9 protein-coding genes and 3 pseudogenes are annotated in these 14551 nt (G+C 36.6%); 8 read left to right on the top strand and 4 right to left on the bottom strand.

Annotated elements, in window-relative coordinates:
- Nucleotides 1-12: 12 nt before the first annotated feature.
- From tnpC (HF197_RS01240) to HF197_RS01230, 3 genes and pseudogenes are all read right to left on the bottom strand, one after another.
- Nucleotides 13-1361: pseudogene (gene tnpC, locus HF197_RS01240) on the bottom strand (IS66 family transposase).
- Nucleotides 1362-1417: 56 nt separating this feature from the next.
- Nucleotides 1418-1729 (bottom strand): hypothetical protein, encoded by a 312-nt coding sequence (locus HF197_RS01235; protein WP_168463958.1) that lies wholly within the window; start codon nt 1727-1729, stop codon nt 1418-1420.
- Nucleotides 1730-1904: 175 nt separating this feature from the next.
- Nucleotides 1905-3548, bottom strand: coding sequence for a UDP-N-acetylmuramate--L-alanine ligase (locus HF197_RS01230; RefSeq protein ID WP_168463957.1), 1644 nt, complete (start codon nt 3546-3548; stop codon nt 1905-1907).
- Nucleotides 3549-3625: 77 nt separating this feature from the next.
- On the opposite strand from HF197_RS01230, the gene HF197_RS01225 reads away from it, so the two are divergent.
- Nucleotides 3626-4303 carry a septal ring lytic transglycosylase RlpA family protein gene (locus HF197_RS01225; RefSeq protein WP_168463956.1) on the top strand — a complete coding sequence of 226 codons (678 nt, stop codon included), beginning with the start codon at nt 3626-3628 and terminating at the stop codon, nt 4301-4303.
- On the opposite strand, the pseudogene HF197_RS07625 reads toward HF197_RS01225, so the two are convergent.
- A pseudogene (locus HF197_RS07625) lies at nt 4294-5115 on the bottom strand (EndoU domain-containing protein). The gene HF197_RS01225 and the pseudogene HF197_RS07625 sit on opposite strands and share 10 nt — an antisense overlap.
- A 196-nt stretch (nt 5116-5311) precedes the next feature.
- Between HF197_RS07625 and HF197_RS01210 the strand changes: the two are divergent.
- The 7 genes and pseudogenes from HF197_RS01210 (at nt 5312) to tsaD (ending at nt 14512) form a co-directional block, all read left to right on the top strand.
- Nucleotides 5312-6439, top strand: coding sequence for an ankyrin repeat domain-containing protein (locus HF197_RS01210; protein WP_168463954.1), 1128 nt, complete (start codon nt 5312-5314; stop codon nt 6437-6439).
- A gap of 128 nt (nt 6440-6567) precedes the next feature.
- Nucleotides 6568-7428, top strand: a complete 861-nt coding sequence (locus tag HF197_RS01205; RefSeq protein ID WP_168463953.1) for an ankyrin repeat domain-containing protein — start codon at nt 6568-6570, stop codon at nt 7426-7428.
- Complete coding sequence (locus HF197_RS01200; protein ID WP_369800039.1) at nt 7388-8638, top strand: ankyrin repeat domain-containing protein; 1251 nt, start codon at nt 7388-7390, stop codon at nt 8636-8638. Before HF197_RS01205 ends, HF197_RS01200 begins: the two co-directional genes overlap by 41 nt.
- A 56-nt stretch (nt 8639-8694) precedes the next feature.
- Nucleotides 8695-10055, top strand: a pseudogene (gene tnpC / locus HF197_RS01195) (IS66 family transposase).
- 65 nt (nt 10056-10120) lie between these two features.
- Nucleotides 10121-10777 carry a hypothetical protein gene (locus HF197_RS01190; protein ID WP_168463951.1) on the top strand — a complete coding sequence of 219 codons (657 nt, stop codon included), beginning with the start codon at nt 10121-10123 and terminating at the stop codon, nt 10775-10777.
- A gap of 76 nt (nt 10778-10853) precedes the next feature.
- On the top strand, nt 10854-13493 hold the full coding sequence (locus HF197_RS01185) for a 2-oxoglutarate dehydrogenase E1 component (protein ID WP_168463950.1): 2640 nt from the start codon (nt 10854-10856) through the stop codon (nt 13491-13493).
- On the top strand, nt 13490-14512 hold the full coding sequence (gene tsaD, locus HF197_RS01180; RefSeq protein ID WP_168463949.1) for a tRNA (adenosine(37)-N6)-threonylcarbamoyltransferase complex transferase subunit TsaD: 1023 nt from the start codon (nt 13490-13492) through the stop codon (nt 14510-14512). Before HF197_RS01185 ends, tsaD begins: the two co-directional genes overlap by 4 nt.
- Nucleotides 14513-14551 lie beyond the last annotated feature (39 nt).

Raw genomic sequence — 14551 nt, 5'->3', positions numbered from 1 at the left:
CAGGTGTATGGCTTAAGAAGCAATAGCCAGTAGGTTTTGAAAAGGATTTAACTTCTTTTGCCTCCAAGTCAAGTACAATGAAATTATCCTCTCAAGAAACATATTTCCCCGTTTCGATTGTGTAAAATATGAAACTTTTCGGTAAACAACGTAATGCCGAATCTGTTGCTCAGCATAGTTGTTTGTCAGTGGAATATTTTCTGGATCGTCCAAAAATTTCCACATCATCAGATCCGATTTCATGATATTTTTTGCTACTCGAGACGCTCCAATTGCCTCGGGTAAATTTGATATATTCTTTAAGTAATATCTCGTTCGCTTGCATAATTTTCTTGCTCTTCTTATGAACCTTAATGTGTCTATTTCATCCTTTAACAGAGCTTTTTTCAATGCAAATAATTCAGTAGCAACATTCCTTAAATAATACCCCAAAACTTTCACTTCGCTATTCCAACTATGAGACAACCTTTCAAAATCTCTTGCTAAATGTGCCCAACAGACCTGCCTTTTCTTGCTGGAAAAGTAGTTGTAAGCTGCATATCTGTCGGTCACTACTAGGTTGTTATTCTTTCCAAATTTACTATTTTCCAGGACTTTCATCCCTCTTGACTCTGTCAATTTGATCACACTTCCTATTTTGCTCGCAAACATCCAGCACCAGCCCTGTTTACCTTTGTTGTAATGGCTAGTTTCATCGATATGTAAAATTTTGCTCTTGCTTACCTCTTCCTCAATTTGCTCATATGCTTCTTGGCATTTTTCTGCCACTCTAGCCTCACTATTTGATACACTACCGACGCTGATATCCAGGTTGAAAATGTCCTTTATAATATTTGCCACTTCTTTTTTCGAATTCTTGTAAAATCCACTTAATGCTGCAATTACTGACTTAACTCTTGGACCAAATGTGTCCGCAGTTACTCCTTCTTGTAGCTTGCTACTTTTTCTTTTTCCACATCTTTTGCAACGTCCATGCTCTAGTTGATATTCAACTACATACGGCTTGATTTCCGGCAAATCGACCTTTTGATGAGTATACGGATCTTTTGATACCGCAATTTCTCCTCCGCACTCACACGTATTGGGCAGTTCTATTTTTACCATCTCATCTGCCTCCATTTTAGGGCGGTAACTGCCTTTATGTCCAACCTGTGCTCCTACTTTCCTGTCACTTTTTGGCTTATTTTCCCTCATCTTATATAATTCTTTGGAGCTTGGTATAGATGAATTTTTTGAACTTAAGCCAAGCCTTTCTTTTAACTCAGCGTTTTCGATCCTTTCTGCTTTAAGCTCTTCTATTTTTGTTTCTAACTTTTCTATAGTCTGCTTAAACTTTCGCAAAATTCTAAAAGATCAACCATATTACCTCACAGCCACTCTAGTTTACCTTTTTAGCATTCCTTGTCTACTCTTTATTTTACCGCCCGGCTGAATGGATACAATCAGAACCATCTTGGCCTTGAAATTCTATGTCAACTTCAAAGTGAATGCCATTTGAATTAGGACAATTTGTAGCTTCTATGTTGATCTTTTCCGACAAGAAATCAAAGTATAATCCTTGGCCATATGGGTAATGTTCTCCATGCATGTAGTTAAACTCAATAACAGTCTTACCTTCATTTTTAACTGTGCTGATTGACTCATTGGAGATTTGTATATTATTTTCCTGTGAATCAATTGTTATTCTTACAGTAGCTTCCTTGGCATGTGGAATTTTGTACCATGTCATTGCTCCACCATTTTGCTCAACTATATCAGCTACTTTTACTTGAAAAGTGTTACCGCTTTTTTTTTAAAAATTTTCTAACGTCATAAGAGCTCCTTAATTGATAAATTAATAATAGCTATTGTATAATTGTTAATACAAAATTCAAACATTATCTGAACGTAAGGGCGCTGAAGACCTAAGTAAGTATTTGTATGGTTTCTTTCATTAACCTAGCTATGTTGCTACCAGCACCAATAAATAATACTACATCACCAGGATTTGCAGAATCGTTAATAAAATGTGAAATAAGTAAGGAATCATTCATTAGCTTTACATTATTAAATCCACTTTCAATTAAAGCCTTTTGTATATCATCAATTCCATAGCCAGGTATGAGCTGATCCTCTGGAGGGTGAACAGGAGTGAGTATTATGTGATTGAACATCATAAAAATACGTGTGAATTCGCCGAAAAAATTGCGGATACGGGCAAAACGAAGCGGTTCAATAATACCTATTACTTTTCCCTGAGAAATCGTACGTGCTGCTGTTAAAGTTGCTAATATTTCATTGGGGTGATGTGCATAATCCTCAATAAATTTTACACCATTGATATTAGCAATCAAGGAAAATCTTCTTGCAACTCCTTTAAATTCTAAAAGTCCTTTTTTAATTTCTTCAATACTTATTCCAAGTTTTAATGCCACTGATATTGCAGCTAAGGCATTACTGACTTTGTGAATTCCTACTGCATTTGATAATATTATTTTTTTTATAATCCTGTATTCTAGTGCAGTTTGTTTCATTCTGGATCCCAGTGTCAAGCACTGAGATGACACCATTTCCTCTGTCATTCCAGCGCGTGACGCTGGAATCCAGTTATAAGAAACAGTGGCAGTGCTTGACAAAGAGAAGGGTGTCATCTCAGTGCTTGACGCTGGAATCCAGTTACTTTGACATTCATCTGCATCAATCAATACATCAAATTCTATGCTGCTGGAATGTTGCTGGATATTGATTGCTTTAATCCCAGCATCAGCTTCAAACCCAAATGTGATAAAATTACTTGCATTACAATTAATGCCTGAAGAATCAGGTAAGATTGCAAAGTCTGCTTTACTTGCAAATTGAGAGAACGCATTTTTGATATCATTAAATGTACCATAATGATCTATATGGTCATCATTCACACTCGTTATGACGGCAATGTTTGCAGGAATCTTAAGCATGGTGCCGTCTGATTCGTCAGCTTCAATGAGAAAAATACCACTTTTCCCAATCTTTAAATTGCTTTGGTAAGAGTTTAGTATGCCGCCTACAATGACAGTTGCATCAATACCCGTACTGGTGTCATTCCAGCGCGTGACGCTGGAATCCAGATTTTTTCCATGGATCCCAGTGTCGGCTACTCGGATGACAGTGGAGAGTGTTGAAGTTGCAGAAAGAGATCTATTGGAGTGATCAAAAATAGAGGCAATCATTGCCGTTGTTGTTGTCTTTCCACTTGAACCTGAAACTGCTATTACATATTTATTTTTTAAGATTTCACCAAGTATATCTGATCTATGCAAAACAGTCTTATTGCTTTCTCTTGCTGCAACTAGTTCCGCATTATCAGGCTTAATTGCAGAGGAATACACAACTGTTTGTGCTTGTTCAATGTTATCAGCATTATGTTCAATGTAAACTTTAATACTAAACTTTTGTAGTCTTTCTATATTATTGTTTAATCGTACATCACTACCTTGAACTTTATAATTAGAATTATGAAGAATTTCAGCAATAGCACTCATTCCGATTCCACCTATGCCAATAATATGTATTGTTTGAGAGTCGTTCATATTTTACAACAGGTATTTACTCATTACTAAATTTATTATAGTATAATTTAAAATCCTCATAGCCTCTTACCGAAAAAATGATAAAGAACCTAGTCTTTTTATGTCTGATATTCGCTTTAACGAGCAGTTGTAGCTTGAAAGACAGGTATAATAGCACTGCAGGCCATTATAAAATTGGCAATAGCTACACAGTAAATGGTGTAACTTATCATCCAAAAAACTGCACTCACTACGAAGAAGTGGGAATAGCTTCGTGGTATGGAATAGAGGATCATGGCACACTAACGGCAAATGGAGAAATATTTAACCGCCACCTGGTTTCTGCAGCACATAAAACATTACCGCTACCTTGCTTTGTTCGCGTTACTAATTTAAAAAATGGCAGCAGTCTTGTGATCAGAGTTAATGATAGAGGGCCATTTATCGAGGGCAGAATAATAGATCTGTCAGAAAAAGCAGCAATAATTTTAGGATTTCATAGATCCGGTATTACGAAGGTAAAAGTTGAATATTTAAGAAAGATGTCGGAGCAGCTTATACAAAGTACTCCTCATTATAGAAAGCAATATGAGAGAGAGATGCAAAAACATCATCCAAAACAAAATATTGCAAAAAGCACTGGATATATCGCATTTTTTAAAAATGCCCAGGCTGCTAAATCAGCTGCGTCAAAGCTCCGCAGACAAGGAATAAAAAATGTTAGACTGCTACTTAAGGACAATCAATATTGCGTAAAAGTAGCCTCCTATAATTGATTGCTGCAATCGCAATCAGTGTGTTTATCATTACATTTTGGTGTTAAATCAGGGTAGAATGTGAGTATTGCATCATTCTTTCTCACAAACACTGATTGATAACCATCTTCCTCCATTTTATATAGGCACATTCCATCTTTTCCCAGTTCTTTAAATGCTTTAGTTGCAGAAACTAAAATATCATCAGCATGAAGATTGTAAGCATATCCATTAGGACATTTAACTTTCACTTCTCCATCTTTACCTAAATATTTCATGCCAAATGTATAAACTGGTGGTGTAATATCTGATTTATTGCATAGAGATTTATCGTTTCAAACTGCGCCTGCCCATTGATCTTCTTGGGCTTCGACGTATCTGCCGACAAAATGCATACCACCTAGTCCTAATTTATCTGGTTCGCCACAAAAGATATGTCCAAATCCGATAGTACTTTTTTCAGTTCCGCTATTCGTAAACCAGATCTTAGCCAACTCATCCTTAAATAATTCCAAGCTTGCATTTGGTGTGATTACCTGATGGTCAAGCTTTTCATATATTTTTTCCACTGTTTCTTTATGCTGTGGGCAATCAAGTAGAATTTTGAAATCTTCTACAGTCGGCTCTGTTCCCCATTCTCCACAAACTGCCAGTGTGCTTCTATCAAAGTCAGTGAGCTCTGGAAGTTGTGGCATGTAGCTTGGACCTGAGGAATCTGTTTTAAAGAATGGCTCAAATTTAACTTTTTTATTAAGATAATGACTTTCAATGTAAAAAATAAAACCTATTACTGGTATTATTGAGCATAAAATTAATTTCACTATTTTCGACATAACCACAACACTACAAAAAAGCTAGGGTATAAGAAATAAATTAAAAAAGCTTTACCAGGTTCTCTTTAAGTTAGCAAATCTGATTTTCTTACTTTAACCTACTGTTTTGTACTTAAGTGATAAATTTATTAAATAAATATATTGATTCTTTTTAATATAGTGCATAAAAATCAAAGTTATTTTATTGGGATAAGTGATGGCAAATATATTCAATGCTATATATAATAAAATACTAGATATAGTACTGTATTTTTTTGGTAAAGATGACAGAGAAAGGTTTTTTTATGCCACTAAAAAAGGCTATGTAAGTCCAGTTAAACGGCTGATAGAAAGAGGAACTGACGTTAATGTAAAAGATGATAAATCTTATGGACAGACTGCTTTACATTATGCTGCTGGAAAAGGTTATGTGAAGGTAGCAGAGCTTCTCATTAATGAAAGAGCTAATGTTAATGAAAGAAATAGTGAAGGATGGACTCCTTTACATTATGTTACTGCAAAAGGTGATATGGAGATGGTGGAGCTTCTAATTAACGCAGAAGCTAATGTTAATGCAAGAACTGACCTTGGATGCTCTCCTTTATATTTTGCTGTTATGAGCAACAGCAAGAAGGCTATAGAGTCTCTCATTGAAAAAGGAACTAATATTAACGCAAGAAATTGTTATGGCTGGACTTCTTTACATTATGCTGCTCTTGTAGGCAATGTGGAGGTCGCAAAGCTTCTTTTCATTAATAAAAAGGCTAATGTGAATGAAAGAGATAGCTATGGACGCACTCCTTTATATTATGCTGTTATGAGTAACAACAAGAAGGCTATAGAGTTTCTTATTGAAAAAGAAGCTAATGTGAATGAAATAATTGTTGGACGTCCTCTTTTACATTATGCTATTTATACAGGCGATATTAAGGTAGTAGAGCTTCTAATTAACGCAAAAGTTGATGTTAATAAAATCAATGACGATGGAGATACTCCTTTACATTTTGCTATTTCGAGAGGTAATGTTAAGGTAGTAAAGCTTCTAATTAACGCAGGAGCCGATGTTAATAAAATAAATAAAAAGGGAGAAACTCCTTTACATTATGCTGTTTTAAAAGGCAAGATAGAATGTGCTAGAGCTATAATTCCACACGTTTATGAAACAGAAAAACCAGATTATATAGCTAATCACAACCAATTTTCTGCTATTTGGGATGAAGTACGTTTAGCAAATTCAAAGGCAGGTAGTCCTCCTACATCACCAACATGGGGAAGCATGCCAGACAGTGACATTGACGAGATCAAAAGGGTTGAGTCAGCTAAAACACCTGAGCAAGGGATATAAGTTAGTTTCGAAACGATAGATGCACAGCTCCCACGTGTGGAGCTGCCTGACATACTTATGCACAATTATATTTATCAAGAAAGTGTGTTGAGTTTTTAGTAAAATATTTCATAATAAAAATTATCTTATTGGAAAAAGTAATGTATTTGCGAGGATTACCACAAATGTTAAGTAGTGTATTAGAAAAAGTAGAAAATTCTCAAGATTTAACAAGAGAAGATGTAATTAAGAAAATAGCAGATGAATTGAAAGTTCAATACCCAGCTGGATATGAAGAATGGAAAAACGATGGGTTCAAAGTTGACCATATATTTTCTTACGATGATGGTGATTACTCTGTAGACTATACACTATTCTACATTGCGGCTACAAATGGGTATAGAAGGGTAACAGAATTTTTAGTAGAAAGTGGAGCAGATGTTAATCATATTGCTGATGGTGATACTGCCTTGCGTTTGCTTGCTCAGCCTGATGCTTATGATAGACGTGTACCCTATAACACAGAAATAGTACAATTCTTAATTGAGCGTGGAGCTAATGTGAATGCAGAAAGTATAGAAGGATGGGCTGCTTTGCATTGGGCTGCTGACAGTGGTTATGCAGAGATTGTGGAAATTCTACTGGACTCAGGAGCTAATGTTAATGCAGTAGAACGTATAAATGGGTTTACCGCTTTGCATTGTGCTGCCTGGAAAGGCCATTTAGAAGTTGTAATAGTACTACTCAGAGAAGGAGCAAATATTTCTGCAACAAGTAGCGCAGGAACTCCTTTGCACCTTGCTGTTATGCATGGACATTTAGACATTGTAGAAATGCTACTCAGAGAAGGAGCAAATTCTAATATAAGAGACGAAGATGGAAACGCCCCTTTATGTTTTGCTGTTAAGAACAGTGATGCGGAGATAGCAGAGCTTCTAATTAACAACGGAGCCGATGTTAATGTAAGAAATAACGAGGGACGCACTTTTTTGCATAAAGTTTCTAATTAGCGAAGGAGCTAATGTTAATGAGAAAGATGAGAATGGACGCACTCCTTTGCATGATGCTACTCAGTACGGCGAGTTGGGGGTGATAGGGATGGTAATGCTTTTAATTCACAATGGAGCTAATGTTAATGGAGGAGATAATGATGGATGCACTCCTTTACAGTTGGCTGTTGAAGGTAACCATATAGAACGTGCTAGAGCTATGATTCAGCACATTATATTACATAACCCTGAAGCAGAAAAGCCAGGTTACATCACTCAGGAAGATAAGCCTCAGCTATTTAAATTTTGGGATGATTGCAAAAATGAAGTACTGAAAATGCAAAAACCTGGTAATGAGAGAATACTCGATCTACTACGCGATCCTTATAAGAACATTGCTAATGGTAATGTATCATTACACGAATTCATATTTGAGTGCTATCTGACCAAGCTGGCTGTTTGGTTGTCTAATACGGGTTTATGGCAAACATTAGAAGAAATTATAAGAGAATATCCAAATATTGCCTATGGCAGCGGAATAGACCACCAATTTGAGGAAATATATAACAAGAGGAGACGCACTCTTTTGCATTATGCTGCTGATAGCGGCAATGTGGAAATGGTAAAGACTCTCATTAACAATGGAGCTAATGTTAATGAAAAAAATGACCAGGGACATACTCCTTTACATACAGCTAATTATTGGAACGGTGCGGCTTATTTGAACAGTTTGACATCAGGAATAGTGCACAATAATATTAATTGTTGGGACGGTAAGTTGGATATATCGAGGCTTCTAATTAACAATGGAGCTAATCTTAATGAAAGAGATAACGATGGATACACTCCTTTACAGATGGCTATTGGTTTTGACCGTATAGAATGTGCTAAAGCTATAACTCAACATATTCTATTACATAATCCTGAAGCAGAAAAGCCAAATAAAGCTGAGTTATGCGATATTTGGGATCGCGAAAGTGAAGTACTGGATGAGTTATATAAATTTTGGGACGATTGCAAGAATGAAGTGCTGAAAATGCAAAAACCTGGTAATGAGAGAATACTCGATCTATTGCGCAATATTGATAAGAAAATTGCTAACAGTAATGTATCATTACGCGAATTCTTATTTGAGCACGACGCAAACAAATTGGCAGATTGGTTATCTAATACGGGTCTGCGGCAAGAATTAGAAGAAATTATAAGAGGTATCCATTCAGCCGGGCGGTAAAATAAAGAGTAGACAAGGAATGCTAAAAAGGTAAACTAGAGTGGCTGTGAGGTAATATGGTTGATCTTTTAGAATTTTGCGAAAGTTTAAGCAGACTATAGAAAAGTTAGAAACAAAAATAGAAGAGCTTAAAGCAGAAAATAAAGCGCTAAGGATCGAAAACGCTGAGTTAAAAGAAAGGCTTGGCTTAAGTTCAAAAAATTCATCTATACCAAGCTCCAAAGAATTATATAAGATGAGGGAAAATAAGTCAAAAAGTGACAGGAAAGTAGGAGCACAGGTTGGACATAAAGGCAGTTACCGCCCTAAAATGGAGGCAGATGAGATGGTAAAAATAGAACTGCCCAATACGTGTGAGTGCGGAGGAGAAATTGCGGTATCAAAAGATCCGTATACTCATCAAAAGGTCGATTTGCCGGAAATCAAGCCGTATGTAGTTGAATATCAACTAGAGCATGGACGTTGCAAAAGATGTGGAAAAAGAAAAAGTAGCAAGCTACAAGAAGGAGTAACTGCGGACACATTTGGTCCAAGAGTTAAGTCAGTAATTGCAGCATTAAGTGGATTTTACAAGAATTCGAAAAAAGAAGTGGCAAATATTATAAAGGACATTTTCAACCTGGATATCAGCGTCGGTAGTGTATCAAATAGCGAGGCTAGAGTGGCAGAAAAATGCCAAGAAGCATATGAGCAAATTGAGGAAGAGGTAAGCAAGAGCAAAATTTTACATATCGATGAAACTAGCCATTACAACAAAGGTAAACAGGGCTGGTGCTGGATGTTTGCGAGCAAAATAGGAAGTGTGATCAAATTGACAGAGTCAAGAGGGATGAAAGTCCTGGAAAATAGTAAATTTGGAAAGAATAACAACCTAGTAGTGACCAACAGATATGCAGCTTACAACTACTTTTCCAGCAAGAAAAGGCAGGTCTGTTGGGCACATTTAGCAAGAGATTTTGAAAGGTTGTCTCATAGTTGGAATAGCGAAGTGAAAGTTTTGGGGTATTATTTAAGGAATGTTGCTACTGAATTATTTGCATTGAAAAAAGCTCTGTTAAAGGATGAAATAGACACATTAAGGTTCATAAGAAGAGCAAGAAAATTACGCAAGCGAACGAGATATTACTTAAAGAATATATCAAATTTACCCGAGGCAATTGGAGCGTCTCGAGTAGCAAAAAATATCATGAAATCGGATCTGATGATGTGGAAATTTTTGGACGATCCAGAAAATATTCCACTGACAAACAACTATGCTGAGCGACAGATTCGGCATTACGTTGTTTACCGAAAAGTTTCATATTTTACACAATCGAAACGGGGAAATATGTTTCTTGAGAGGATAATTTCATTGTACTTGACTTGGAGGCAAAAGAAGTTAAATCCTTTTCAAAACCTACTGGCTATTGCTTCTTAAGCCATACACCTGAATGGATACGTAATATTGAAATATATATTAATAATATCAGATAGGTAATAAACATGATTATACATAATAATGATAAATATATTCAATATGATGGCAAGTTCAGATATGTGTCATACGAGTCTCCGATTCAAAAGTTAACGACGCATGCTGATGGACACATTACAATCACAAGTACTAATCATGATGCAATATGTCAAGAGTTGGGAAAACACAAAGACTTACTATCTGCTGTGGTAAGGATACAAGATGATTCCAACAATAAAAATGACAAATATGACGTATATGAATTTGCAGGTAAGATAATTGACAGCGATTATGATTCAAAATATCCAGAAATATTGCATATTGATGCGCAGAATATTAAAATTAAAAAGAATGGAGAATTATTAAAAAATCAAGAACTAAGCCTTGAAAATGCTCAATTGGCAATAATAGACACCAATAAATACTTAAAATTCTCTAGCCGTACATATTATGGTGACATATATTGCGCTTTCGGCTGTCTTAGCGCATGTTGTGCATTAATGGGAATTCTATTAGGCATTGGTTTAGGACCAGAAATCGGGTCAGCTTTTGGAGTACCTCCTGTACTTTGTTTTGCATTAACATTTATTGCTATGAAAACTTGCAGAAGACCAGAGGAGCGAGATTATCCATACACTAGTGTTGATTCACTTGAAGCTAGTAATAAATCACATGGAGTAGTTTAATTCTGGAGATCAAAAAAGTTCTTTTTTAAAAAACTTAAGTTATACTTATAGTTACTTGGTCTTTAATACAGTGATTATGTCAGATTTAAGCTGCCTGCATGGTGAAAATGCGGAGTTCATAGAGGAAATGTATAGCCGTTACCTTAAGGGTGACAAATCAATCGGAGAGGATTGGCTTAAAGTTTTCTCAAGCAAGGCAGAAATTAGTAAGGCAGAACCTTGCAGTGCAGCTAAAACAGATGGCTCTGCTTCTAGTTCAGCAAGTTTCTTTAGAGCTTATGGTCATTTTTTTGCAGACTTAAATCCCTTATCATTAAATGAAAACCTAGCGATAGATTATCAAAAATATTCGAATTTATCTTCAGCGCATGATGCTGAACTCTACAGAAACATTTACTGTAAAAATATCGGCTTTGAATTTATGCATATTTCCTCCTACGAAGAGAGAATGTGGCTACAAGAGAAAATCGAAAATCAAACCTACACATTAAGCCCGCAAGATAAAAAAGAAATATTGCGACATTTGATTGAAGCTGAAATGTTTGAGCAGTTTCTTCACATGAAATTCCCTGGATATAAGCGCTTTTCCATAGAAGGTGGAGAGTCAGCTATTGTTGCAATTGAAAAAATTATTAGCGATTCTGCAGCTTCTGGTATTGGAGAGATAGTACTTGGCATGGCCCATCGTGGACGACTAAATGTTCTCACTAAAGTTATGGGAAAGGAATATGCTGCAATGCTCTCTGAATTTCAGGGAAATCTTGCATACCCAAGCGATCTTGAGGTTTCTGGTGATGTAAAATATCACCTTGGTTACTCTTCTGATAGAGTAGTTGCAAATGGCAAGAAAATGCATTTAAGTTTGTGCCCTAATCCATCGCATCTTGAAGCGGTAAATCCAGTGTTAGCTGGAAGATTAAAAGCAAGACAGGAAAAAAGCATTGGAATATCAATTCATGGTGATGCGGCTTTTATAGGCCAGGGAGTGGTTGCTGAAACCTTAACTTTAAGTAACATTGAAGGCTACAAAGTTGACGGCATTGTACACATTGTCATTAATAATCAAGTTGGCTTCACTGCTAACCCATGCTGCGCGCGGTCTTCTTTTTATTGCACTGATGTGGCAAAATCAATAGAAGCACCAGTGTTTCACGTTAATGGAGATAAGCCAGAGGCAGTAAGTTTTGTTGCAGGCCTTGCGCTAGAATATAGACAAAAATTTAAAAAAGACGTAGTAATTGACATAATATGCTACCGCAAATACGGCCACAATGAAGGTGATGAACCAAACTTCACCCAGCCACTTATGTATAAAGCAATATCAAAACACAAAACCCCTGGAACACTTTATGAAGAAAAATTAACTGCAGAAAAAGTATTAGGCGGTGATGAAGTAAACAAATTACGCAGTGATTTTAGAGCAAAATTGGATAAAAATCTTGCTGAATCAGTGAATTACACTCCAAAAAAAGCCGATTGGTTTGATGGAGTGTGGTCAAAACTAAGAAGAGCAAAGCTAAATGATCTCAGTGAATACTACACAGATTCTGGCGCCCCCCAGAATGAATTAAAAAAGTTAGGTGTGCATATAAATAGCAATATTCCAAGCAGTTTTAATATTAATAATAAAGTTAGAAAAATACTTGATGGAAGAATAGAAACCATAAATTCTGGCAGTAATATAGATTGGGCAACTGCAGAAAGCCTTGCATTTGCATCATTGCTTGCAGAAGGAACAGAAGTGCGTTTATCAGGTCAAGACTCTGGCCGCGGAACTTTCTCTCATCGTCATTCAAAATTAATTGACCAAGAAACAGAAGAAACATTTGTTCCACTCAACAATATAAATGAAAAGCAGGCTCGCTTTGAGGTTATAGATAGCGCCTTGTCAGAATATGCTGTTATGGGATTTGAGTATGGATATAGCCTTGATTCTCCATATTCGCTGGTGCTTTGGGAAGGACAATTTGGAGACTTTGCAAATGGTGCACAGATCATGATTGACCAATTTATCGCATCTGCAGAAACAAAATGGCTACGATCAAGTGGTTTAGTTTTATTGTTACCTCACGGTTATGAAGGCCAAGGACCTGAGCATAGTTCTGCCCGTATAGAAAGGTTTTTGCAGCTCTGTGCAGAAGATAACATGCAGATAGTTAATTGCTCCACACCAGCAAACTACTTTCATGCTTTGCGCAGGCAGATCCACAGGGATTTTCGTAAGCCTCTAGTAGCATTCACACCTAAATCACTGCTGCGTCACAAAAGGGCAGTTTCTAATCTATCTGACTTTGAAGGGCAATTTTTAGCGGTGATTCCAGAAAGCAGGAAAGAATTGGTTGCAAATGATAAAATACGCAAAGTAGTAATATGCAGCGGCAAAGTTTATTATGACATCATTGAAATGTGTGAAGTGCAAAAAATTAATGACATAGCGGTAATACGCTTGGAGCAATTCTATCCATTCCCCTCTGATAAATTAAGTGTTGAGCTTAAAAAATACAAAAATGCTGAAGTAGTGTGGTGCCAAGAAGAGCCAAAAAATATGGGCGGATGGTCTTTTGTCAATCCATTGATAGAAGAAGCGTTATCTAGCCTAAACATTCAAGCAAAAAGGCCTCAGTGCGTTGCAAGGCCTGCTGCTGCCTCTCCTGCATGTGGTTATACTAGCGTTCATGCTCAGCAACAGGAGGCAATTTTAACGAGCCTGAAATGAAAACTATTTTAGCTATTGAAACAAGCTGCGATGAAACTGCAGTTGCAGCTGTAAATAGCAATAAACAAGTTCTCGCTCATGAAATTCTCTCTCAAGCAGAACATAGAACACGCGGTGGCGTAATTCCCGAAATAGCATCTCGTGCACATATGGATCATTTGGATGGTCTAATAAAAAGTGCTATGGAGAAATCTAATCTCAATTTTCGCGATTTAGACGCAATTGCAGCAACATCAGGGCCAGGGCTTATCGGTGGATTAATAGTTGGTACGATGATGGCTAAAGGTATTGCACATGCGGCACAAAAGCCATTTATTGCAGTCAATCACCTGGAGGCACATGCACTTGTCATCAGATTACTACAAGAAGTGAAATTTCCTTTCTTAGTCCTGTTAGTATCAGGTGGCCACTGCCAATTCTTAATTGCGCAGGATGTAGGTAAATACATAAAACTTGGAGAAACACTCGATGATTCATTAGGAGAAGCATTTGATAAAGTTGCTAAAACGCTTGGCCTAAGCTATCCTGGTGGTCCAATAATTGAAAGGCTAGCACAAAAAGGTGATGGTACAAGATTTAAACTCCCAAGAGCAATGATAAAGCGCACTGGATGCGATTTCTCATTCTCTGGAATCAAAACAGCAGTAAAAAATCTAGTGCAAAAGCTTGAAATGAATGAGAAGGACGTGTGTGATATGTGTGCCTCATTTCAGGAATGTGTCAGTGACGTATTACTTGATAGAGTTAAGAATGCAATTCAAATGACTGAATCCTTAAATATTAAAGTTAGTGATTTCGTCCTTACCGGTGGAGTTGCAGCAAATAATTTCTTGAGAAAAAAATTACAAAAACATATAAATTTAAATATATTATGCCCTCCTAATAATCTATGTACGGACAATGCAATAATGGTTGCCTGGGCAGGTATTGAAAGACTGGAGAGAAATTACATAGACTCACTTAACTTTGCACCAAGGTCAAAGTGGGAACTAGACATGATTATGCAAGAGCTGCAATAGACGTATCCATTCAGCTGGGCGGTAAAATAAAGAGTAGAC

It is taken from the genome of Wolbachia endosymbiont of Ctenocephalides felis wCfeT (assembly GCF_012277295.1).
GTDB lineage: Bacteria > Pseudomonadota > Alphaproteobacteria > Rickettsiales > Anaplasmataceae > Wolbachia.
The sequence above is the reverse complement of the archived record's forward strand: the minus strand, read 5'-3'. Positions and strand labels throughout refer to the sequence as shown.

Excerpts from the sequence above, each read along its gene's own strand:
- HF197_RS01210 (WP_168463954.1), top strand. The coding sequence starts at position 5,312 with ATGGCAAATATATTCAATGCTATATATAATAAAATACTAGATATAGTA.
- tsaD (WP_168463949.1), top strand. The coding sequence starts at position 13,490 with ATGAAAACTATTTTAGCTATTGAAACAAGCTGCGATGAAACTGCAGTT.
- HF197_RS01225 (WP_168463956.1), top strand. The coding sequence starts at position 3,626 with ATGATAAAGAACCTAGTCTTTTTATGTCTGATATTCGCTTTAACGAGC.
- HF197_RS01235 (WP_168463958.1), bottom strand. The coding sequence starts at position 1,729 with ATGACATGGTACAAAATTCCACATGCCAAGGAAGCTACTGTAAGAATA.
- HF197_RS01190 (WP_168463951.1), top strand. The coding sequence starts at position 10,121 with ATGATTATACATAATAATGATAAATATATTCAATATGATGGCAAGTTC.
- HF197_RS01230 (WP_168463957.1), bottom strand. The coding sequence starts at position 3,548 with ATGAACGACTCTCAAACAATACATATTATTGGCATAGGTGGAATCGGA.
- HF197_RS01185 (WP_168463950.1), top strand. The coding sequence starts at position 10,854 with ATGTCAGATTTAAGCTGCCTGCATGGTGAAAATGCGGAGTTCATAGAG.